19 protein-coding genes and 1 pseudogene are annotated in these 21,580 nt (G+C 58.1%); 5 read left to right on the top strand and 15 right to left on the bottom strand.

The window, feature by feature from the left end; translation table 11 throughout:
- Positions 1-59: 59 nt before the first annotated feature.
- From GOW98_RS19710 to GOW98_RS19650, 13 genes and pseudogenes are all read right to left on the bottom strand, one after another.
- Positions 60-1,241, bottom strand: a complete 1,182-nt coding sequence (locus GOW98_RS19710) for a BatD family protein (protein ID WP_170335212.1) — start codon at positions 1,239-1,241, stop codon at positions 60-62.
- Positions 1,238-1,912 carry a hypothetical protein gene (locus GOW98_RS19705; RefSeq protein ID WP_170335210.1) on the bottom strand — a complete coding sequence of 225 codons (675 nt, stop codon included), beginning with the start codon at positions 1,910-1,912 and terminating at the stop codon, positions 1,238-1,240. Before GOW98_RS19705 ends, GOW98_RS19710 begins: the two co-directional genes overlap by 4 nt.
- Positions 1,909-2,808 carry a vWA domain-containing protein gene (locus GOW98_RS19700; protein ID WP_170335208.1) on the bottom strand — a complete coding sequence of 300 codons (900 nt, stop codon included), beginning with the start codon at positions 2,806-2,808 and terminating at the stop codon, positions 1,909-1,911. Before GOW98_RS19700 ends, GOW98_RS19705 begins: the two co-directional genes overlap by 4 nt.
- On the bottom strand, positions 2,805-3,767 hold the full coding sequence (locus GOW98_RS19695; protein WP_170335206.1) for a VWA domain-containing protein: 963 nt from the start codon (positions 3,765-3,767) through the stop codon (positions 2,805-2,807). Before GOW98_RS19695 ends, GOW98_RS19700 begins: the two co-directional genes overlap by 4 nt.
- Entirely contained in the window at positions 3,760-4,131 is a 372-nt protein-coding gene (locus GOW98_RS25830) for a hypothetical protein (RefSeq protein ID WP_170335204.1), read from the bottom strand. Before GOW98_RS25830 ends, GOW98_RS19695 begins: the two co-directional genes overlap by 8 nt.
- Positions 4,128-5,036 carry a DUF58 domain-containing protein gene (locus GOW98_RS19685; protein WP_170335202.1) on the bottom strand — a complete coding sequence of 303 codons (909 nt, stop codon included), beginning with the start codon at positions 5,034-5,036 and terminating at the stop codon, positions 4,128-4,130. Before GOW98_RS19685 ends, GOW98_RS25830 begins: the two co-directional genes overlap by 4 nt.
- On the bottom strand, positions 5,033-5,989 hold the full coding sequence (locus tag GOW98_RS19680; RefSeq protein WP_170335200.1) for an AAA family ATPase: 957 nt from the start codon (positions 5,987-5,989) through the stop codon (positions 5,033-5,035). Before GOW98_RS19680 ends, GOW98_RS19685 begins: the two co-directional genes overlap by 4 nt.
- A gap of 84 nt (positions 5,990-6,073) precedes the next feature.
- Positions 6,074-7,000, bottom strand: coding sequence for a hypothetical protein (locus GOW98_RS19675; RefSeq protein ID WP_367646872.1), 927 nt, complete (start codon positions 6,998-7,000; stop codon positions 6,074-6,076).
- Positions 7,001-7,416: 416 nt separating this feature from the next.
- Positions 7,417-8,037, bottom strand: a complete 621-nt coding sequence (locus GOW98_RS19670) for an ABC transporter substrate-binding protein (RefSeq protein WP_437436870.1) — start codon at positions 8,035-8,037, stop codon at positions 7,417-7,419.
- Positions 8,024-8,405: pseudogene (locus tag GOW98_RS25825) on the bottom strand (transposase); the annotation flags it as partial. The gene GOW98_RS19670 and the pseudogene GOW98_RS25825, both read right to left, overlap by 14 nt.
- A gap of 232 nt (positions 8,406-8,637) precedes the next feature.
- Complete coding sequence (locus GOW98_RS19660) at positions 8,638-10,122, bottom strand: SpoVR family protein (protein ID WP_170335194.1); 1,485 nt, start codon at positions 10,120-10,122, stop codon at positions 8,638-8,640.
- Positions 10,115-11,437, bottom strand: a complete 1,323-nt coding sequence (locus GOW98_RS19655; RefSeq protein ID WP_170335192.1) for a YeaH/YhbH family protein — start codon at positions 11,435-11,437, stop codon at positions 10,115-10,117. The genes GOW98_RS19660 and GOW98_RS19655 overlap by 8 nt, the downstream gene beginning before the upstream one ends.
- Positions 11,438-11,452: 15 nt before the next feature.
- Positions 11,453-13,387 carry a PrkA family serine protein kinase gene (locus tag GOW98_RS19650; RefSeq protein ID WP_170335190.1) on the bottom strand — a complete coding sequence of 645 codons (1,935 nt, stop codon included), beginning with the start codon at positions 13,385-13,387 and terminating at the stop codon, positions 11,453-11,455.
- 532 nt (positions 13,388-13,919) lie between these two features.
- Here GOW98_RS19650 and GOW98_RS19645 point away from each other — a divergent pair.
- A complete protein-coding gene (locus GOW98_RS19645; protein ID WP_170335187.1) occupies positions 13,920-14,390 on the top strand; it encodes an aminoacyl-tRNA deacylase in 471 nt (156 codons plus the stop codon).
- A 402-nt stretch (positions 14,391-14,792) separates the two neighbouring features.
- On the opposite strand, the gene GOW98_RS19640 is transcribed toward GOW98_RS19645, so the two are convergent.
- Together GOW98_RS19640 and GOW98_RS19635 are read right to left on the bottom strand one after the other, a co-directional pair.
- Positions 14,793-16,052: an aminotransferase class V-fold PLP-dependent enzyme gene (locus tag GOW98_RS19640; RefSeq protein ID WP_170335185.1), complete on the bottom strand. Its 1,260-nt coding sequence runs from the start codon at positions 16,050-16,052 to the stop codon at positions 14,793-14,795.
- 169 nt (positions 16,053-16,221) lie between these two features.
- On the bottom strand, positions 16,222-16,851 hold the full coding sequence (locus tag GOW98_RS19635; protein ID WP_254438081.1) for a response regulator transcription factor: 630 nt from the start codon (positions 16,849-16,851) through the stop codon (positions 16,222-16,224).
- Between the two features lie 218 nt (positions 16,852-17,069).
- Here GOW98_RS19635 and GOW98_RS19630 point away from each other — a divergent pair, with 218 nt between their 5' ends.
- From GOW98_RS19630 to GOW98_RS19615, 4 genes are read left to right on the top strand one after another with little or no spacing between them, the layout of a single operon-like run.
- Positions 17,070-18,311 carry an aminotransferase class V-fold PLP-dependent enzyme gene (locus tag GOW98_RS19630; protein WP_170335183.1) on the top strand — a complete coding sequence of 414 codons (1,242 nt, stop codon included), beginning with the start codon at positions 17,070-17,072 and terminating at the stop codon, positions 18,309-18,311.
- A 28-nt stretch (positions 18,312-18,339) separates the two neighbouring features.
- Positions 18,340-19,536: a malate--CoA ligase subunit beta gene (locus GOW98_RS19625; RefSeq protein WP_170335181.1), complete on the top strand. Its 1,197-nt coding sequence runs from the start codon at positions 18,340-18,342 to the stop codon at positions 19,534-19,536.
- Positions 19,536-20,423, top strand: coding sequence for a succinate--CoA ligase subunit alpha (sucD, locus tag GOW98_RS19620; RefSeq protein WP_170335179.1), 888 nt, complete (start codon positions 19,536-19,538; stop codon positions 20,421-20,423). The genes GOW98_RS19625 and sucD overlap by 1 nt, the downstream gene beginning before the upstream one ends.
- Positions 20,423-21,394: a 2-hydroxyacid dehydrogenase gene (locus GOW98_RS19615; RefSeq protein WP_170335177.1), complete on the top strand. Its 972-nt coding sequence runs from the start codon at positions 20,423-20,425 to the stop codon at positions 21,392-21,394. Before sucD ends, GOW98_RS19615 begins: the two co-directional genes overlap by 1 nt.
- Positions 21,395-21,580 lie beyond the last annotated feature (186 nt).

Here is a 21,580-nt window from a genome sequence, read left to right as displayed (position 1 = left end):
TTCAGTTTGATACCAGAGAAAAAGGTTCTATTTAACAGAAACTTGACTGCTGGAACCACTCAGTTACGCAGGAAGTCACGGGCAAATCCCATCAAATCAGGTGCCGGAGCCTTGGGGTCATAAAACCTCCGGTCGAATTCCCGCATCTGTTCCAGGCGAGCTTGAGACAGTCCATCGCGGCGCAGGATCGCGGCCGCGGCCCGCCGCAGCCCGTCGGCACGCCCGGTTCTGGCACATGTCCTGAGATCCCGCACCAGCGGGTCAAAGATTCCAAAACGCTGCAGCGCCGGCAAGCCGGTCAGCTTGCGGCCGGACATGCCCCAGACCACTCCGATTGCAAAAACGAACGCCGCCAAAGCAACAGCGGGCCAGCCGGGTAGTCGTGCAGCGGTTGGTTCGGAGTTCAACTCCACACCTGTTTCCCCGCCCGCGACGGTACCGTAGGCCACACGCTGAGCTGAGATGGTGACGTCACGGTTTTCCCGGGCAACCGTATCGAAGTAGCTGAACTGCAGTGGCTCAACGATGCCCGAAGTGTCATTGCCGGGTCGAATGGTCCAGCGCCAGAACGCGTATGTCACCGGGCCGTCCGGTGTCAGCTCGACCAACCGCTTTTCCGGATGTGCGAAGATCATGGCCGAAGGTGAATGCAACTCGGGCATCGGGGGCACCATCTCGGGCGTTGCCCCTAATGCCTCGATCCGGATTACACGCAACACGCCTTCGCCTGGGGACAACTGATCGGGAGCATTCGACCATTGATCCGAGATTTTCAGGTCGCGGACAGGAAACCACCAACCGGCCGAGGCCGGAGCCGTGGCGACCTCAATCGTCAGTGGCTCAGACTGGATATCATGCTGGAACCAGTCGTCGTTTTCATCCGTCAGAGTCAGGCTATGGGTGAACCGACCAATCGTCAGGGTGCCGGACCTGACAGGGTAAACTGCCATTCTCCGGGTAAACACTTTGAAGTTTCGACCATTGATCCTTTCTTCCGTCCAGTGATCCGGCCCAAGCTGCGCCCAGCTAAAGCCGTTGAAATCGGGCTGAACCAGCTTTTCCCTGGTAATGTGGCGCCGGTACACGCCACGGATAGAGATCAGGATCATCTCGCGCGTGAACGGGATTGCAACGTTTTCCTCGACCGTCACCTCAATCGACAGTTCTGAGGGCAGAACCGTTTTCGATTGAGCCACCGCGTGCACGGGAACGAACAGGCACATCAGGACAAGCCATTTCATCGTGGGTCCTCCGGCTCGGGCGGGGACAGGCCCAGTTTTGCGCGGCGTTTGTGCTCCTGCGCGATCCGGGCAACCATGAATTCACCGGGGACGTCGGACAACTGGTTCAGCCAGCGCTCATCTGCCACCATGAATTTGTCGTCAAAGATGCGCCGCACCCCAAGACGCCCGCGACTGTCCAGTTCGGCCAGCCCGAGCATCGTGTTGGAATTGGTGACTTCGCTGCCAGTGCCCGCCGCACGGGCATCACCGCGCGCGATGAAGCTGTCGGCCTGCGGTCCGGTTTTGCGCTCTGGAAACAGGCCAAGCGCTTCGGGGTCGATCTGCAGGCCCGCATAATGGGCAGCCACAACGTCGAAATTCGCCTGCGCATCCGTATCTCCGGTGGCAATCGCCTGATCATAGGCTTCCAACCCGGCGGCGAGGCGACCGCGAAAGACCTCGGTATTCCCCAGATTATAGATCGCTCCTGCCTCTTCGAACGCCAGCGCGGCCGCGTCAAAATCGCCTGCACGAAACAAAGCAACGCCGCTCCAGTCCGGGTCCGAAAACAGCTGCACCGCGACCCTATTCGCCCCTATCGCCAGGGCGACCCGGCCAAAGGGTGCAGCACCACCCAGTGCAAGGGCGAGCCCCACAAAAGCAGCTCCTAACAGGGCCAGCCACTTCATGCCCTTTCCCTCCAGAACAACAGCAGCATCGGGAACAGAGCGAGGACCAGAATGTACCGCCCCAGATCGTGCCAGAAAAGCACCGGGTAGTCCGCCTTTTCCAGCCGCGCGGCTGTGTCCTGCGCCAGCCATTGCCCCAGCTCGTCCGTCTGGTCCAATGTGAAAACGGCGCCCCCACCAACTCGCGCGTGGGTTTGCATCTGCGCGGATAAGTCCGCCATCGCAACCAAGGATACTCTGACGTCGCGACCGGCTAAGGCTGCAACATGTTGCAGGGATTCTGCCCCCAGGCCTTCACCATCGGTGAACAGGACCACGTCACCGGCAAGGATGCCAGCCTCATCCATCCGCCGGGCGGAAAGCGCAAGCGCGCGTTCGGGGCGGGATCCCTTGTCGGGTACTGTGTCGGCAGCGATCAATGAAAAGGTCTGACCCAATTGCCGATGGTCGGTCGTCATATCCGTTGCGACATAGGCGTCGCCTGCAAACACTATGATCCCGCCAGGCCTGGACCCCAAAGCGCCGACACCAAATCGGCCCATAGTCAACATCTGCGGCCAGCGTTCGTTGCCGACAACACTGGCCGAAGCATCAACCAGAAACAAAACACCATCCAGATTGCGATAGGTCTGTGCGTCGCGCCGCTCGACTGCTGGGCCGGTCAGGGCGACCACGCTGAGCCCCGCAACTAGCAAAAGAACAATCGGAGCCAGCGGGAAAGCTGCGCCCTCAATCCGGCCAATCGCCGCCATCGCCTTGATCAGCGCCGCATCCGCGACCTTGTCCCACGCGCCGAACCCGCGTGCACGGGACAGCACCCACCAGGCAAGCCCGGCAACACCCGGAAGGGCAAGCAGCCAAAGGGGCCTGAGCAGGGTGAACTCCGGCGCTGTCATTCCGCGTGCCTCCACGCCGCCCAAAGCGCAAAAACAACCGCCAGCGCGGCGGGCCAGGTCCAATAGCTACGATGAATTTCAGCGGTCAGGCCTGCACTGTCGGTAGCTTCCAGACGGTCCAGCGCCTCTGTCACCGCAATCAGGTCATCGGTGGTTTTGACGCGAAAGCTCTCTCCACCCGAAACCTGCGCAATGGCGCGCAAGGTAGCCGCATCAACGACACCACGCTCGCCCATCTCTGCGGTTTCCAAATCCTTGGGTCCCAACGCGATGGTGTGCACGCGCACGCCCATCCCGGCGGCCAGTTCCGCGACACCACGCGGATTGGTGGCACCGGCATTGTTCACCCCATCAGACAGCAGGATAACCACCCGCGACGCCGCCTGACTGTCGGCCATCCGTTTCAGCGCCAGTCCAAGACCGTCCGAGATATTTGTCGCGCGCCCCGAAATGCCGATGCTGGCCTCTTCGATCCGGCGGGCGACGGCCTCGGTATCGAAAGTGAAGGGGGTGGCATAATACGCCTCGGACCCGAAAACGATCAGCCCCACCCGGTCCCCTGCCCTGCGGCGGGCGAAATCAGCACCCACGGTTGTCACGGCTTCAAGCCGTGTGACCTGGCGGCCATCCAGGTGGAAATCATCGCGCACCATCGATCCGGACATATCCAGTACAATCGCAAGATCGCGACCCGAGACTTTCAGGGCGCTGACCGGCGTCAGTTCGCGCGGCCCGGACACCGCGAATACCATCAGTATCCAGATGAGCCACAAGATCGCTTTGTCCGCCATCGCATGGCCACCGGGCGCGTGGCCCGAGCCGGCCGCCGCAAGCAACGCGCCGATTCGATCCGGAACCGGAAAGCCGCGTTCCAGCACCGGCCGGGGCTTGACTAACCGCGAGATAAGCAACGGAACAGGCAAAAGGAGGAGCACCAGAGGATCGGCGAGCTCAAACACGGCGCGCGACCTCGTCTTTAAGCGACGCCAGATCGGGACCTCCACCCGGCCGGTACAGATCACCTGCGAGTTCCGAATAGCGTTTCGGGTCCCGCTTGCGAAGCTGATGCAACAAAGCGACCCTTCGGCGGTCATCAGACCAGCCTGACATGTCGGGCTGCGTGTCAACAGCGAAGCCTGTCCGCGTCGCAACGCGTCGGATACTCAGCAACCGTAAAACGAAGACGACACAAACCGCGGCCAACGCCGCCATTCCGACCACCGCGGCGTATTCAGCCAAAACGCCACCCGCTGCCTCGGCCGGCAGACGTGTGTCCCTCAGGCTGGCCAACATTGTGGCTTCGGACATCGCAGTTTCATTCATGCGGCGATCCTCTCGGGAAACGCGGCTGCGATGCGGCGGCTGGTGTCCTCGACCGGGTCACTGGCATTCAGAACAAGGGCCGAATGCGTTGCGATTGTTTGATGATACAGGTCCTTATTTCGCGCCCTGCCACCGCTCAGATACACACGTTTCTGTTGCCCGTCTGACAGGCGCATGGGGTACCAGCCGCGCGGCATCTCGTCTGTCTTACTCTCGGTGACTAGGACCAGCCGTGGGCGGCGGCGATGGGCAATACGGTCCAACCGGTCGGCAAGCCCATCGCCGGGTTTGTCGAAGCCCGATGCTATAATGATTTCTGAACCCGACCGGGTCAGGCGCTCCACGGTTTCCAATGCCCGGTCCAGCGGTCGCCCTTCGTCCTGTCCGTTCCGCAGAGATGTCAGGCTGCGCCCATGGGCCTGTACCAGACCGCCGATCACAGCCAGCATTCCGCGCGTTCTGCCGCGCGGTGGGACGATGACCGGCGCCCCGGTCGTGATTGCCAACAGACCGACACGCCCGCCGCTCTCCATCAGGTGCCAGCCAATCAGCGCCAGTACCTCGGCGGCGGCAACAGACAAAAACGCCCGTCGCACCCCCCAGAACATCGGCGCGCGAAAATCGGCAACCAGCAGTGAGACCCGGTCACGCTCTTCCTGAAACTGACGGACATGCAGTCGCCCAGTACGCGCGGTTGTACCCCGGTCCAGATGGCGGATATCGTCGCCAGCCACATATTCACGCGCATCTGCGACCTCGACGCCCTGCCCGCGCTTTCGGGTCATAAATCCCCCGGGCAAGGCCACAACCGGCGGGTTGGCATACGCCGCCAAAGCCAGACGTCGCAGAGCGATCAGAGCGTCCGACGTCAGGCTCACACCAGATTGTGACAACAGGTCGGTCACAACGGTTCCACCCTATCCAGAATATCGGCCACCAGACTGCGCGGTTTGTGCCCATCCGCTATGGCCCGCCAGGTCAGCACCATCCGATGGGCCAGCGCGTCGGGGGCCACAGCGACCACATCTTCCGGCAAAGCAAAATCGCGGCCGCGTAGATAAGCCCGCGCCCGCGCGGCCGAGGCCAGCGCAAGCGACCCACGTGGCGAGACAGCATGTTCCACGTGGTCCGCCAACGGCCCCTCGCGCGTGGCCGAGACAAGGCGGACGATGTAATCCCGCAATTCCGGTGCCACATGAACCGCACGGGCATCTGACCGGGCCGCGCGCAAACCCTCGAGAGTCATGCGCCGCACATCCGGTGGGCCGTCCTGAGATTCCGCGATGACCAGATCCAGTATCCGGCGTTCGGTTTCCAGATCCGGCAGCGACAGGACCACATGCAGCAAAAACCTGTCCAGCTGAGCTTCGGGCAACGGAAAGGTACCGTCATGTTCGATCGGGTTCTGAGTGGCAATGACCAGAAATGGATCGGGAAGTGCGTGGGTTTCGTTCCCGACGGTCACCTGATGCTCGGCCATGGCTTCAAGCAGGGCGGATTGAACCTTGGGTGGTGCCCGGTTGATCTCATCAACCAGAACGAGGGTGTGAAAGACCGGCCCCGGAACAAATTCGAACCGCCCATCCTGCGACTTGTAAACCGGCGTTCCGGTCACGTCCGACGGCATCAGGTCGGGGGTGCATTGTATCCGTGCAAAACTGCCCTCTACAGCGTTTGACAGCCATTTGACAGCGCGGGTCTTGGCCAGGCCGGGCGCGCCCTCGACCAGAAGGTGACCACCTTCCAGCAGTGCGATCAAAAGGCATTCGATCAGGTGTTCATGCCCAACCAACCCCTGCGACAAGTATCCCGACAACTCTTCAATCGCGCGCGGCGGATTTTCAGGCCTGGTATCCATGTGTCCTCCCCATGGTGGCGCGGGCGCAACGCCCTGGTTCAGGCTAACCGGAGTCAGCCGTCCCGCAAAACACACCCGATGGTATTACCTGGCAACCTGAACCGCCCGGGTACAGCTGTCATCAAACAGGGACGAAAACCGCGGGTCGGACAGTGTTTTGTCGGTGTGCGCCCAAAGCCGGTCGTACTGTCGGTCGATATAGTCGAAGAACCCCGGATCGATCGTCTGATCTACAGGCGACTGCGCCACGGCGTGCAGCATGAACACATCAAATGCACACAGCCCGCTGGGGTTGGAGTTCAATAGCGCCCGCATGAAATCATGTGAACTCCAGGGCCAACGGTGCAGATTGACCGGCGTTTCCTGCAGCTTGGACAGAAATCCGGTGGCCCTGTCAAAATGCGGAACGTCCATGCCAAACGTATAGGACTGAAAAAGCTCCTCCAGCAGGATAGACTTGTGGAATGCCCTCTCCAACAGGTCCGGTCGGCCATGGGCCGGTTGTTTGACCACAATATGCGTTCCCTGGCCACGATGGCCAAAGAAGGTCTGCGCCATCGCCGGTGAAGTCATTACGTATCTGCGTCCCACCGGCAGGCCAAGCAGATGGGTTTCGCTGAGCCAGTCCAAGTCCAAAGACAGCTCTCGTTCCGGGGGGTATCCGGAATAAAGGCGCAAAACCACAGTGCGACCGGTGCCGCAATTTCTGGCTGACCGGCCTGCATAGCGCATCGGCGTGGGATATCCGTAACTGTGTTTCAGCAAGTCCCGAAATGTGTTCAGAACCATCAATGTCTGCGGATGAGGCCGCTCGCCGATCAGGCAGAGTGCAGCACCAGCGAGATTCCGCCCGTCGATGTGAACGGGAACGGCCATGTCGCGACCGATCATAGTGGACCGAAGCTCATACCCCCAGCCGCGCTGCGCAAGCTCAAGATAGTCGCTCTTTTCGGCGTGAAGCCCCGTCGAGAATACAAGGATCGCCGTCATCTGAAGGATGAATCGATGCACGCTAGACCTCTGGTTTTACGTTCAGAGTAACTTGAGCCCCGCCGCTGTCCAAGGGTTCCTAAGGTCGGGACCCATTGATTTCCGCCAGGCGGCATGATTCACAGCGGATGTGTCGCAAACTTTGGGGGCCAATTGGCGAGTATGCAGAACCTGGCGTTTGTTCACTCCGAATAGTTTTTCAACAGGCTTCAGCATGGTCTCTTTGAAAGGCTGTCACTTCCCCAAGGGCGTGGAACGATCGGGGCCTTCGGGCTGCTGACTGCTGCCAGTTCTTCCTCTGTCAGATCGGCCAAGGCCGGATCGACGACCGGAGCTTTGCCGACATTGCGTGGCAACAGGGCCTGTGTCTCAGGTGCCGAAAAAAAGTTGATGAATTCATGAATCTAATCAATCGGCTGGGCATGCTCGGGAACGGTTCAATAGCCTGAATCTACAATTCCGCCTTTTTTCGGGAAGGTGGAGACAGCCGGGAACCCCTCGGCAGCGGCAAGGCCCGCCACGTCGTGGTAATATTGGCCCATCGGAATTTCACCGTCCTGCAAGGATTGGTGAAACGCGCTCTCATCCTTGTACCAAAGCCGTACATTAGGAACGACCTCGGAAAATTTGTCGAACACCTGCTGGATGCCTTTCTTCGACTTCAGAATTTCGGTGCCCCCAAAGAATGTCGTAGCGGTCACTTCCAGCATGTAAGAGTTTGAGACCAGACCCAGCAGACCGATCTGGTCCTCGTAGGTCTCATCCCACAACGCTGCCCAACTGTCCGGGGCTTCGGGAATTTCGTCCGAGTTTGTGCAAAGTGTGATGTACCTCGACACCGCACCGACCCCAAATAGGTTACCGTCATCATAGCGGTCCTGGAATGTATCCAACATGTTCGACAGGTTTGGGTATTTGGAATCGTCGAGGGTTTTGATTACTTTCTGATCTGCACCCTGACTGCGCGGGATACCGACCATTAGCGACACATCCGCCGGGGCGGTCTTGGCCCGTGCCGCGCTCTTGATCTGGACCAGCCAGGTCTCGCCGGTGGGCACCGCGACCGAGTTCACCTCGATCCCGATGGCCAACGATCTGCTTCAATACACGACAGGCTTGGCGTTCCGAGATACTGAACTGACAGCGAACCTGATTGATACAGGCACGACGACGTGCGGAGAAGTTTCCCTTTGCGGCCTCCGCCAGGATCAGCTTGTCCAAGGTGAGGTCAGAAACAGCCTTTCTCAAACCGCGCGTTCTCCTTCTGAAGTCGTTTGAGCTCCCTAAACTGGTCGGTTCCCATACTGCCATATTGCTTGCGCCAGCGAAAATTGATCGGCTCAGCTATGCGTAGCTCGCGGATCGCATCGACCCTTGCCATACCTTGCCCGACAAGCAATTCGACCTGACGTAACTTAGTGATAATCTTCTAGGGCTTGTGTCGCTTGTTTACCATTTTTGGTCCTCCGTTCACTAAGCATAGCGGCGGACCACTTAAAAGGGGGAGGATCAGCGTCCAAAAACTGTGTCAGCGACAAGGATCCGCGATACAAAGTTGATTGTGCAAGGTCGATAACCTGCCGATACTCTTTATCAGCAACAGGCACCAGCAAAGGCTCCCTCGTCAATCTGAACTCAGATTTTGCACACAATCGTTGCTAATTCTCGAACGCTACGTCGAAACCCCAAATCTCCCGCAGATGGCCCAAGGTCCCTTCGCAGGTCTTTTTGTCCAGCGGCACACCGTTACGCACGGAGTGATGCAGCCTGAGGTGACGATCCCCCATTAAGTCAACATCCACGATCTGAATATCGGGATCGTATTCCGAAACGTCGAAACTGCGCGCCAGGGTGTCGCGCACCTGGTGATAGCCGCGTTCGTCATGAATCGCTTCGACCGTGTAAAAGGGTTTTCCCTCGTCATCTGTCAGCGAAAACATGCGGAACCGGCGCATGACATTGGGGCTGAGGAACTGCTGAACGAAACTCTCGTCGCGAAAGTTGGCCCAGGCATCCTTTAACACATCGCGCCACGCGCCGCTGCCCGCTATGTCAGGAAACCATTCCCGGTCTTCATCGGTCGGGTCGGTGCAGATGCGCTGGATATCCTGCATCATCGCAAAACCCAGCGCATAAGGGTTTATCCCCATCGCATTCGGAGCGTCAAAGTCGGGTTGCGTCAGCACATTGGTATGGCTGTGCAGAATTTCGAGCATGGCGCCATCCGTCAGCAGACCGGAGCGATGCAACTCGTTTGTAATGTAATAGTGGACGAAGCAGGCGCATCCTTCGTTCATCACTTTTGTCTGACGCTGCGGGTAGAAATACTGAGCGATATTGCGAACGATACGCAAAACTTCACGTTGCCAGGACTTCAGAACCGGGCTGTGGCGTTCGACGAAATAGAGCAGGTTTTCTTCCGGCAGGCCCATTTCACGCTTGCGTTTCCGCGCCTCTTCATCGGTTTTCGACGATTGCGTGGGGTGATCGAAGGCGTCCCACAGGTAGTGAACCGCCCGTTCCTCTTCGATGCGCCGCTCACGCTGCCGGGTTCTCTCATCCGCGAGCGATGAGTGAGGTGGACGCCTGTGCCGGAAAACGCTCGACGGCATGAGAGCGTGGGCTGCGTCCAGCAAATGCTCAACCTCGCGTTCCCCGTGCAATTCTTCGCATTGAGCAATAAATCCGCGTGCATAGTCTAGATAGTCGAGAATACCCCGCGCATCACTCCACTGGCGAAACAGGTGATTGTTCTTGAAGAAATGATTGTGCCCGAAGGCCGCGTGGGCGATCACAAGCACCTGAAGCGCCATCGTGTTGTCTTCGAGGCAGTACGAGATACAGGGATCGGAGTTGATCACGATCTCATAGGCAAGACCGTTTGCGCCTTTGCTATAGGCTTTCTCTTCGTGAACGAAACGCTTGCCAAAAGACCAGTGCCGATACATCAGCGGCATCCCGGTCGACGAATAGGCATCCAGCATTTGCTGGTACGAGATAATTTCGATCTGGTTCGGATAGACGTCGAGTTCAAGATCATCAATCGCCACACGCTCGATCGCGTCATAGCTGCGCTGGATGGTCTCAAAATCCCATTCCGAGCTATCAAACAGTGGTGTCCTGGTTTCGGCCCGATCAGCCATTGGAAACTCCGTTCGTCTTGCGCGCAAACAGCTCGTGCAGAACCGGGTAGATGTCGCTGGCGCGCGCGATCCGCTTCATGGCGAAATTTGGCCAGGCCTCTGCAACCTGCCGGTAAGAACGCCACAGCTCCATGCCATTATCTTCGCTGTTCATCAGATTGGCTTCGGTCTCGTCCACGATTTCCGTATAGGCGAAGTATTGGCAGCCTTTCATCAGATCACTGGTCAACAGATCGGCACACAGCCTTGAATCTCCGCTGAAATTCTCTCCATCTGATGCCTGCGCGGCATAGATATTCCACTGTGAGGGTGGATAACGGGCTTCGATTATCCGTTTCATCTCGTTAAGCGCGCTGCTCACGACCGTACCGCCGGTCTGGCGAGAGTGAAAAAAGGTATCTTCATCAACCTCCGCCGCGATCTGGGTGTGGCGGATGAAAACAAGCTCGATCTTGTCGTAGCGTTGTTTGAGGAAAAGATGCAGCAGAACGAAGAACTGCTTGGCAAGGCTCTTTTCCCGCTCGCCCATCGAGGCCGAAACGTCCATCAGGCAGAACATCACCGCATTCGCCGCCGGCTCGGGGCGCATTTCGAAATACTTGTAACGCACATCCAGCGGGTCGATGTAGGGGACGATCTTACGCCGCCGCAGCATCTTGTCGAGCTTCTCGCGCAGCACCTGTCTTTCCGCTTTTTGTACCGCATCAGGCTTTTTCAACGCCTCGAGCTCTTCAACCTGTTTCGTAAGGGCCTGAATCTCCGCGTTATTTGGGCGCCGCATTGCAAGCCGTCGACCGAACGCATTGCGCATCGTGCGCGAAACACTGAGGTTGGCGGGCGTCCCAGCGGCTGTGTAGCCCATGCGATGCGGTTTGGAGATTGTCACCTCTTTCAAACTGCGTTTGACCATGTCGGGCAGTTCGAGATCCTCGAAGAACAGGGACAGAAACTCGTCACGTGACAGAACGAACATGAATTCGTCCTCGCCCTCCCCATCAGGTGCGCCTTCACGTCCACCCTGCCCTTCCTGTCCTGACGGAGGTTTCTTGAGCCGGTCACCCGCCCTAAACTTCTTGTTTCCAGTCAGGACCCGGTCTCGGATACCACCTTTGCTGTCATGCTGAAAATGCGGTTCTCCGATCCCTTCTGACGGTACCGAGATATTTTCCTGCTGGCCGACATCGGCGATTTTCCGGCGTCGGACGCTTTCGTCAACCGCCTCTTTAACGGCCGAGCGAACCCGGCGCAGAAATCGCCTGCGATTCCCAAGGTTCTTATCCTTGGGGTTCAGCCTTCGATCGATGAAATGGGCCATTTTAGCATAGACTCCTCATCCTGCCTTGTTGACCCGCATGTACCATTCAACCAGGCGCCTGACCTGTCGACGCGTGTACCCGCGACCGGTCATGCGATCGATGAACTCGTTATGCTTGGCTTCAGTTTCCTTATCCCGCTTGGCACCAAAACTGATGACCGGCAGCAAGTCCTGAATCTGACCGAACATGCGCTTTTCGATGACCCTTCTCAGCTTTTCATATTTGCGCCAGTCAGGGTTGCGACCGCGATTGTTGGCCCGCGCGCGCAGCACGAATTTGACCACTTCGTTCCGGAAATCCTTGGGGTTGGAAATTCCGGCCGGTTTTTCGATCTTTTCAAGCTCCTGTTCCAGAACACCACGATTGAGGATCTGCCCGGTATCCGGATCCTTGAAGTCCTGATCTTCGATCCAGGCATCAGCAAAGGCGATGTATCGGTCGAAAAGGTTCTGACCAAAGTCAGAATAGGATTCCAGATAGGCCTTTTGGATCTCGTTGCCGATGAATTCCGCGTAGCGCGGTGACAGATCGTCCTTCATGAACGACAGGTACCGGCTTTCAACCTCGTCGGGGAATTGTTCGCGTTTCACGGCCTGTTCCAGAACATAGAGCAGATGAACCGGATCGGCGCCGACTTCGTCGGTGTCGTGGTTGAAGGTCTCGGACAGCACCTTGAACGCAAAGCGGGTGGATGTGCCCGTCATCCCTTCGTCCACGCCGGCGGCATCTCGATATTCCTGCACGGACCGCGCTTTGGGATCGGTATCTTTCAGGGTTTCACCGTCATAGACACGGAGCTTGGAAAATGTCGGCGAGTTTTCATGTTCTTTCAACCGTGTCAGAACGCTGAACTGGCTTAGAATGGACAGCGTTTCCGGCGCACAGGGGGATTCACCCAGACTGCTTTCCTCAAGCAACTTCTCGTAAATTCGGGTTTCATCCGAGGCACGCAAGCAATAGGGCACCTTGACCAGACTGATCCGGTCCAGAAAGGCCTCGTTGTTCTTATTATTTTTGAACTGCTGCCATTCCGCTTCGTTTGAGTGCGCGACAATGACGCCCTGGAAGGGGAAGGCGCCGATGTTCTCAGTGCCCGCGTATGAGCCCTCCTGCGTGGCCGTCAGCAAGGGATGCAGCACCTTGATTGGCGCCTTGAACATCTCAACGAATTCCATCAGCCCCTGCGTGGTGCGGTTCAGAGCACCGGAATAGGAATAGGCATCCGGGTCGTTCTGGCTGAATTCTTCCAGCTTGCGTATGTCGAGCTTCCCGACGAGCGAAGAAATGTCTTGGTTGTTTTCATCGCCCGGCTCGGTTTTGGCGACACAAATCTGGCGCAGCTTCGACGGATAGAGTTTGACAACCGAAAACTTGGAAATATCGCCGTCAAACTCCTGTAAACGCTTAACAGCCCAGGGGGAAATCAATCCGTTCAACAGCCGTTTGGGAATATTGTACTTGTTCTCCAGCAAATCCCCCATCCGGTCGCGGTCGAACAGGCCAAGCGGAGATTCAAAGATCGGGCTGATCTGGTCACCCGCCGCCAGCACATAGATCGGCTGCCGTTCCATCAGGTTTTTGAGAATCTCGGCAAGCGTTGACTTGCCTCCGCCGACCGGACCTAACAAATAGAGAATTTGCTTGCGTTCCTCGAGACCCTGACTGGCATGGCGAAAAAAACCAACGATGCGTTCGATGGTTTCCTCGACGCCATATATGTCCCGGAAGGGTTTATATCGCTTGATTGTCCGGTTAAGAAAAATACGACTGAGCCGAGCCTCCTGACTGGTGTCGACAAGCTCTGGTTCGTCAATAGCGGCGACCATCCGCTCGGCGGCGGTAGCCCGCATTGTTGGGTCTTCGCGACATTCCAGCAAATAGTCCTGCAATGTCATTTCGATGAGCTTGGTCCGCCCATACTCTTCTGCAAACTGCTCGAAAATCTCCATCTCAAAAATTCCTCTCGGTTTCGTACTCCTTCGTCCCAGCGCGCTAAGTTCACCCTAGTCTACCACAAAACTGGCCCGTAATTGTTTAATTTCTAATCACAATTTGTTTCCCGCTCCCCGATTTGTTGAAATTTTCACTGAATGAACCCTTCCACGCCCGCCACAGAACGGCTCTTTTTGCTGTCGGAATCGGCGTGTGTGCGGGTACAGATCTTTCGGGTCAGCTTTGGCAGCTTTAAATGGGATTCAAATCACCCACTTGATCCGCGAGGGCCAACCGGCTTCTACATGCGGGACGCGGATAGGCCCAAAAAACGTTACTTCAGATCGTTTTCTGAAAAAACACCACCGGTTACTACTTTCTAACGCAAATCTCTGGTCCGTTCCGGTCTTTTCCAGTCGACCAGGATCCCAACCCCCTTGCCCGCCGGGCTCATTGGGCGCAAAATAAAATTCCACATACAATTGCGCCCTAGTTGCGCATCGTGACACGTTTCGCGACCGGGACGCCTTCGGTGATACGGAGGGCACCATGACAATTGCAACTCGCTTAAAACACCATCTGGACGCCCAAGGGCTCCCGTTTGACACAATCCCCCATCCTTATGCCGCAACTGCCGCTGAATGTGCCGAAGCGGCACATGTTCCCGGCGATCACCTCGCCAAATCGGTTCTTATTCACATGGAGGAAGGGCCTTTGCTTGCAGTTCTGCCGAGCAACCATCAGGTAGACCTCACCGCTCTTCAATCTATGATGAACCGGCGTCTAGGCTTGGCGCCAGAATCTGAAATGCATGATTTGTTCGATGATTGCGCCCTCGGCGCTGCGCCGCCTGTGGGTGAAGCCTATGATTTGCCTACTGTTATCGACAACAGCTTAACTGGGTTGGACAAAATCTGGTTCGAAGCAGGTGACCACAAAACCCTGGTCGAGATGCGCGGCAAAGATTTCGATACCTTGATGAAGGATGTCACGCACGGTGCTTTCTGCTGCATGCACTAGGTACCGTAATAATCTAGAAGACTGACGCCAGGCTTCTCCGGGTAGGCTGGGTTGTGTCGCAAGTTTTAGGCTTCGGTTGACGAAAAGGCATGTTTTGGTGCTGTCTGAGTGACGAAACGATCACGCGGCAGGTGTTCGCGAAGTGAAGTGTATTCCGAAGCACCTTGGGCGCTCAGCAAAAAAGTAATCAGGTCCAAGCTTTTCTTAATAAAAAATGCTCGAACAGGATCGCCGATTTATCAACCGAAGCGTTTTGCATATGCGCGGTTTAAATCGTTTGCTTTTGCATCATGCGCTCAGCACGGTTCGTACACCTTTGTCATTGCTGACTGGCCCCGGCGGTGACAAAGCAAATTGGATGACATGCAGCTTGGCGTTTTTTGCAACCCTTGTTGCGTCCGATCAGCCGTCGTCGCCGAGAACCTTTATTGCGGCTAGAAGGCGGGCGATTTCCTGTTCGGTGTTGTAATGACAAAACGAAATGCGGATACAATCCGTCAGGCCCAGCGGTGTCAGCACGTTACCGGAATAGTGGTCGGCTTTGCGCGTGTGTGTGCGGATTCCTTGCTGGTTCAAGGTTTCAACCACGTCCTCCGACGCCTTGCCGTTGACTACAACAGACACAAGCCCTTCGCGGGCGGGGTTGTCGGCCCCTGCCAATATGGTGACGTGTTCCATGTCCCGCAAACCCGGTAGGTTTCCAAGGCCGTTGATTGCGGTGTTGGTCAGATGGGTTTCGTAGGCATGGATTGCACGGCCCGCCGCCTCAATCCGCTTGCGAGGGTCTGTTTCATTCGAGACCTCTCCGCCCAGCCAGTCGAAATAGGCCACCACGTCTGACACTGTCGCATATGACCCCGCGTCTCGGGTGCCGAATTCCCAGCCTGTTGCAGGCGCATCAATCAACATGTCGTGCGACGTGACGCTTAGCCGGTCGGAAATCCAAGCAATACCGTAACCATGGCGTGAGAATACTTTGTAGGGTGAAATCACGTAGCCATCGACGGTATAGGCGTCCAAATCCACTTGCCCGTGTGCCGCGTGCTGGATGCCATCGACGATGATCATGCAATTCGGTGCCACCGCCCGTGTTGCCGCCGAAATCGCGGCAACATCCATACCCATTCCTGTCACAGGGGACGCGTGTAAGATCGTTGCCACCGCCACATCTGGAGTCATCAGAGCGGCATAGTCCTCGACCGTGACCAACCCGGTTTCGTCGTTGTGGGGCACGTTCACATAGTCCAGACCCGCAATCTCGGCCCAACGTCGCGCGGCACTACGAGTGGCGGGGTGTTCGATCGACGATCCGATCACTTTTGCACCCTTAGGAGCGGCCAAACAGGCAGTGCGGATCAGGCGGAACAACAATTCGGTGCCGCTCTCACCGGCAAAGAACTGGCCGGTCGAGGCATTCATGAACACTGCCAGATCATCCTTGGCTTTGTTTATCACATTCTGGGTGCCCTGCCCCGCCGGGTTGATGCGGCCCGGGTTGTCGGGGATCGCGGCGTAGAACGCCGACGTTTCGACCACCGATTTCAGCGTCAACGCCCCACCGGCGTTCTCAAAGAAGATACGCTCGCCCTGAAACGGACAGCTATCGACATGAGCGAACCGGTCGCGAATGGCGGCGATCAGGGCGGGATTGTTCTGGATCATGGTTCGGTCCTGTTGGTTTACATGGTACGTGGCGCGGAGCCTTTCGCATTCATCGTCACGGGCTGACGGGATGCAATCTTTCGCATTGCCGACATCAGGAGGTCTGCCACCGTCATCGCGAGGTACGGGTCGGGCGCGGTTAAGTCGGCACAGATCAAAGCGCGCCGCGCTAGCCTCCGGACAACTGAGACGAATAATAATACGCAATCGCCTGCGCTCTGTTTTTGACCGCCAGTTTCTCATAGATGTTTGACAGGTGGAATTTGACCGTGTTGGTCGAAATCTGGAGTTCTTTCGACAAATCCCGGTTCGACATGCCCTGAGCCAGCGCTTCGAGAATGGCGCGTTCTTTGCGGGACAAGCTTTGGATCGGGTCCTGCTGCATTTTACGGACGTCGATGAACGGGAACACCATTTTCCCAGCCGCGACGTCGGAGCAAGTTTCCAACAGGCCCTCTACCTCGCCAGACCGGGAAGCAAAGCCCGCAGCTCCGGCCTGCATCGCCAAGCGCGGGATTTCACCGGTCGTTTCGCCATAGACAACAAAGCGCGGGGCGTTGGCTTGTTCGCGCAACACTTCGATCAGTTTTGCCGCCCCCAAAACCGGAAGGTTCCAGTCCACCACACCGACCTGAACAGGTATCCGCATCACGGTTCCCAGAAACCCTTCGGCCGTGGCGGAGGTCGCCACCAGAGAGAATCGCGGGTCGCGTTCAAAGATTTCGGACATGGCGGACAGGACCAGCGGATTGCTGTCCGCAAGCATGACATCGATTGGAGCGTTAGCGTTAGCAGCCATCTAATTCACCCTGCTTTTGCCTAAAACCACCCATTTGGGTAGGTACGAAATCGGTATACTTTGGTGTTTTTACCAAAATGGGTAGGAAATAACCCATCCATTTGGCCATCCTAAAGCAGTAGTAAGTTACGTTGCGTTACAGGGCAAGTCCGCGTTTTCTATTCGGCAACGTAACACAACAGGCCGCAATGCCGACCAACTGCTGAGGATGTCTGAAAATGACCTTTGAGATTTTCCCACCGCTCGAAATTCCCGAAACGCTTGCTGCGGGCCCGGGGCCGGGCAATACCGATGCCCGCGTGTTGAACGCATTTGCCAAGGCAGGCGTTGCCGATCACATGCAGGGCGATGTCCTGCGGGGCATGATCGAATGCAAACATATGCTGCGCAAGATCTGGGGCACCAAAAACACCTATACCTTCGCCGTGGCCGGCACTGGTTGGAGCGCACTGGACACCATGTTCTCGGCCGTGATGCCCGGTGACAAGGTGGTTGCCTTCACCAACGGCACCTTCTCGGGCATTGATGCGCTGACCCTGCGGATCAAGGCCGCGACGCCTGAAGAACACGCCGCAAAACCGCTGGATCCGCAAGCCGCCAGCGTCACCGTGATCGAGGTTCCGCATGGCCAGCCGGTGACAGGTGAGCTGGTTGAAGCCGCTCTGGCCGAGCATCAGCCGAAATGGGCCTTCATGGCACATTGGGAGACCGGTTCGGGCCTTATCAACGATCTGCGCGGATTCTCGGACGCCTGCGAGCGTCACGGCGCAATGGGTCTGATTGATGCGGTCTCATCGCTGGGTGTCGATGACTTTTCGATTGATGACTTCCCGGGTATCGCCGGTTGGGCCTCGTGCCCGCAGAAAGGCCTGTGCTGCCTGCCGCTGACCTATGCGCCCGTCAGCTTTACCGATGCCTATATCGAATCGCTGAAGACGACCGGGGCTTATACTTACGTGCACAACCCGATTTTCGAGGCGCGCCATTGGGGTATCGTTGACGGTCAGGACGTGGAAAAAGGCACCTATCACCGCACCCATTCAGGATACGCGGTCGCAGCCTTCCACGAATCCCTGCGTCTGACCTTGCAAGAGGGTCTGGCCAAGCGCTCGCTGTCCTACCGAACCCACGAAAAGGTTCTGCGCGACGCCGTGATCGAGATGGGATGCGAGGTGACCTCGGACATGCCCAGCCTCGTCGTGCTGAACCTGCCGCCGGAATTGGCGGGCCGTGAAATGGAGCTGGTGCAGAACTGCCGCGCCCGCGGGTTTGGCATCTGGCCGACGCTCAGCGCACCGGTGCAGGTCCGCATCGGGATTCTCAACCAGTTGAACCGGGACTCTGTCAGCCGGATCGTACGCCTGTTCGCCGAAGCTCTGCGAGAGCTGGGCGGAGAGGTTGACCAGGACGCAATCGAGGCCCTGCTGGAAAGCCGCTACGGCACATCGATCGCCGCTTAATCACACTGCATGAACGGGAGGATTGCAGATGGATATCCATGAATACCAAGCGAAAGAACTTCTTTCGAAGTTCGGTGTCGACGTGCCCTCGGGCGCGTTGGCCTACAGCCCGGAACAAGCGGCCTATCGGGCGCGCGAGCTGGGCGGTGACAAGTGGATCGTCAAGGCACAGGTCCACGCGGGCGGGCGTGGCAAGGCCGGAGGGGTCAAGCTGTGCAACACCGAAAACGAAATCCATCAGGCCTGTGATGACCTGTTCGGCCGCAAGCTGGTCACCCATCAGACCGGCCCCGAGGGCAAGGGCATCTACCGCGTCTATGTCGAATCCGCGGTGCCGATTGATCGCGAGATCTATCTGGGTTTCGTGCTCGACCGGTCCAGCCAGCGGGTGATGATCGTGGCTTCGTCCGAGGGCGGGATGGAGATCGAGGATATCTCGGCCGACCGCCCCGACAGCATCGTCCGCTCGATCGTGGAACCGGCGGTTGGCTTGCAGGAATTCCAGGCGCGCGAGATCGCGTTCAAACTGGGGCTGGAGCCGAAGTTGGTGCAGCACATGGTGCGCACGCTGCAGGGCTGCTACGCCGCCTTCAGCGATCTGGACGCCACCATGGTCGAGATCAACCCGCTGGTCATCACCGGTGACGACCGCGTGCTGGCGCTGGACGCAAAAATGAGCTTTGACGACAACGCTCTGTTCCGTCATCCGCAGATCGCCGAGCTGCGCGACAAAAGCCAGGAAGACCCGCGCGAAAGCCGTGCGGCGGATCGTGGCCTGTCTTATGTGGGTCTGGACGGCAATATCGGCTGCATCGTCAACGGCGCCGGTCTGGCGATGGCGACGATGGACACGATCAAGCTGGCAGGAGGTGAGCCTGCCAATTTCCTCGACATCGGCGGCGGAGCGTCGCCCGAGCGTGTGGCCAAGGCCTTCCGTCTGGTTCTGTCGGACGACAATGTTCAAGCAATCCTCGTCAACATCTTCGCCGGTATCAACCGCTGTGACTGGGTGGCCGAAGGGGTCGTGCAGGCGCTGAAGGAATTGGACCTCGATATCCCTGTGGTCGTGCGCCTGGCCGGAACCAATGTGGAGGAAGGCCAGAAAATCCTTGCGAAATCGGGCCTGCCGATCATTCGCGCCACAACACTGATGGAAGCCGCAGAACGCGCCGTGGGCGCATGGAAAAACGACCTTACTCAAGGCACCAAGATGAGGGCTGTGTAATGAGCATTCTTCTCGATCGTGACTCGCGTGTCATCGTACAGGGCATCACCGGCCGTATGGCGCGGTTCCATACCAAGGACATGCTGAACTACGGCACCAATGTCGTGGGCGGTGTCGTCCCGGGTAAGGGCGGAGAAACTGTCGAAGGCGTTCCGGTATTCGACACCGTCAAACAGGCAGTCGAGGCAACCGGCGCCGATGCCAGCCTTGTCTTCGTGCCACCGCCATTTGCCGCCGACTCGATTATGGAGGCCGCAGATGCCGGTATCCGCTATTGCGTCTGCATCACCGATGGTATTCCGGCACAGGACATGATCCGGGTGAAACGGTACATGTACCGCTACCCCAAAGAGAAACGCATGGTTCTGACCGGGCCGAACTGCGCGGGCACTATCTCGCCCGGCAAAGCCCTGTTGGGGATCATGCCGGGGCACATCTACCTACCGGGCAATGTAGGCATCATCGGTCGCTCGGGCACGTTGGGATATGAAGCTGCGGCGCAGCTTAAAGGGCGCGGGATCGGTGTCTCGACCAGCGTCGGCATCGGGGGCGACCCGATCAACGGTTCGTCCTTCAAGGACATCCTGCAGCGGTTCGAAGAGGACGAAGACACCCATATCATCGCCATGATCGGTGAAATCGGCGGCCCGCAGGAAGCCGAAGCGGCCGAATACATCCGTGATCACATCAGCAAGCCGGTGGTGGCATATGTCGCGGGTCTTACCGCCCCCAAAGGTCGTACAATGGGCCACGCGGGTGCCATCATCTCGGCCTTCGGTGAAAGTGCCAGCGAAAAGGTCGAGATTCTGTCCGCAGCCGGTGTGACCGTTGCGGAGAACCCAGCCGTGATCGGTGAAACGATTGCCCGTGTGATGGAGGCCGCGTGATGGTCAAACCCTCGGTTCTTGTTACCCGTCGTTGGCCTGCCGCCGTCGAGGCGCAGCTGGCCGAGAACTATAACACCGTGCTGAACACCGGGGACAAGCCAATGTCCCCGGCCGAAATCCGGCAGGCGCTGAAATCCTATGACGCAGTGCTGCCCACCGTCACCGACACGCTCAGCGCCGAGGCGCTGGACGTACCCGGCGCGCAGACAAAGATCCTTGCCAACTATGGCGTCGGCTACAGCCATATCTGCGAGCCCTCGGCGCGCGGGCTGGGCATGACCGTGACAAACACGCCCGACGTGCTGTCCGAATGCACCGCCGATATCGCCATAACACTGCTGTTGATGGTGGCCCGCCGTGCCGGTGAAGGCGAGCGTGAACTGCGCGCTGGCAATTGGACCGGCTGGCGTCCCACCCATCTGATCGGCACGAAGGTCAGCGGCAAGACGCTGGGTATCATCGGCTATGGCCGTATAGGGCAGGAAATGGCCCGCCGCGCCCATCATGGGTTCGGTATGGATATCCTTGTCTACAACCGCAGCCCGATTGCCCCGGACGTTTTGGCCAAGTGCAACGCGACGCAGGTGGACACGGTCGATGAGCTGTTGCCGCAATGCGATTTCGTCTCGCTGCACTGCCCTGGAGGCACAGCAAACCGCCACCTGATCAATGCGCGCAGGCTGAACCTGATGAAACAGGATGCGTACTTGATCAACACCGCACGCGGTGAGGTGATCGACGAATGGGCTCTGATTCAGGCGCTGATGTTCGACATGATCGGCGGCGCGGCGCTGGATGTGTTCGATGGAGAGCCCCGCATCAGCCCGGACCTGTTGCAATGCGACAACCTCGTGATGCTGCCGCATCTGGGCAGTGCGACGCGTGAAGCACGCGAGGCGATGGGGTTCCGCGTTCTGGATAACCTCAGCGACTTCTTCCAGGGCCTCGAACCACGCGACCGGGTGATCTGAAAACCCGAAAGCGCCAGTCAATAACCACCGATGCGGCCATAACGGCGGCATCGGCCCCTCTTCCACAGGAGATTTGCCCCGTGAATGCCCCGCACCGTACCGACGGTTTTTTCACCCAGTCCCTTGCCGATCGTGATCCTGAGCTGTTTGGCTCGATCACATCCGAGCTGGGCCGTCAGCGCGACG

The sequence above is a fragment of the Ruegeria arenilitoris genome, from assembly GCF_013032445.1.
Classification (GTDB): Bacteria; Pseudomonadota; Alphaproteobacteria; order Rhodobacterales; family Rhodobacteraceae; genus Ruegeria; species Ruegeria arenilitoris_F.
This window is presented reverse-complemented; position numbering and strand designations above follow the sequence as displayed.

Bases quoted from the DNA above. Each gene is read 5' to 3' on its own strand.
- GOW98_RS19710 (WP_170335212.1), bottom strand. From the start codon at position 1,241: ATGAAATGGCTTGTCCTGATGTGCCTGTTCGTTCCCGTGCACGCGGTG.
- GOW98_RS19705 (WP_170335210.1), bottom strand. From the start codon at position 1,912: ATGAAGTGGCTGGCCCTGTTAGGAGCTGCTTTTGTGGGGCTCGCCCTT.
- GOW98_RS19700 (WP_170335208.1), bottom strand. From the start codon at position 2,808: ATGACAGCGCCGGAGTTCACCCTGCTCAGGCCCCTTTGGCTGCTTGCC.
- GOW98_RS25830 (WP_170335204.1), bottom strand. From the start codon at position 4,131: ATGAATGAAACTGCGATGTCCGAAGCCACAATGTTGGCCAGCCTGAGG.
- GOW98_RS19680 (WP_170335200.1), bottom strand. From the start codon at position 5,989: ATGGATACCAGGCCTGAAAATCCGCCGCGCGCGATTGAAGAGTTGTCG.
- GOW98_RS19660 (WP_170335194.1), bottom strand. From the start codon at position 10,122: ATGGCTGATCGGGCCGAAACCAGGACACCACTGTTTGATAGCTCGGAA.
- GOW98_RS19655 (WP_170335192.1), bottom strand. From the start codon at position 11,437: ATGGCCCATTTCATCGATCGAAGGCTGAACCCCAAGGATAAGAACCTT.
- GOW98_RS19650 (WP_170335190.1), bottom strand. From the start codon at position 13,387: ATGGAGATTTTCGAGCAGTTTGCAGAAGAGTATGGGCGGACCAAGCTC.
- GOW98_RS19645 (WP_170335187.1), top strand. From the start codon at position 13,920: ATGACAATTGCAACTCGCTTAAAACACCATCTGGACGCCCAAGGGCTC.
- GOW98_RS19640 (WP_170335185.1), bottom strand. From the start codon at position 16,052: ATGATCCAGAACAATCCCGCCCTGATCGCCGCCATTCGCGACCGGTTC.
- GOW98_RS19635 (WP_254438081.1), bottom strand. From the start codon at position 16,851: ATGGCTGCTAACGCTAACGCTCCAATCGATGTCATGCTTGCGGACAGC.
- GOW98_RS19630 (WP_170335183.1), top strand. From the start codon at position 17,070: ATGACCTTTGAGATTTTCCCACCGCTCGAAATTCCCGAAACGCTTGCT.
- GOW98_RS19625 (WP_170335181.1), top strand. From the start codon at position 18,340: ATGGATATCCATGAATACCAAGCGAAAGAACTTCTTTCGAAGTTCGGT.
- sucD (WP_170335179.1), top strand. From the start codon at position 19,536: ATGAGCATTCTTCTCGATCGTGACTCGCGTGTCATCGTACAGGGCATC.
- GOW98_RS19615 (WP_170335177.1), top strand. From the start codon at position 20,423: ATGGTCAAACCCTCGGTTCTTGTTACCCGTCGTTGGCCTGCCGCCGTC.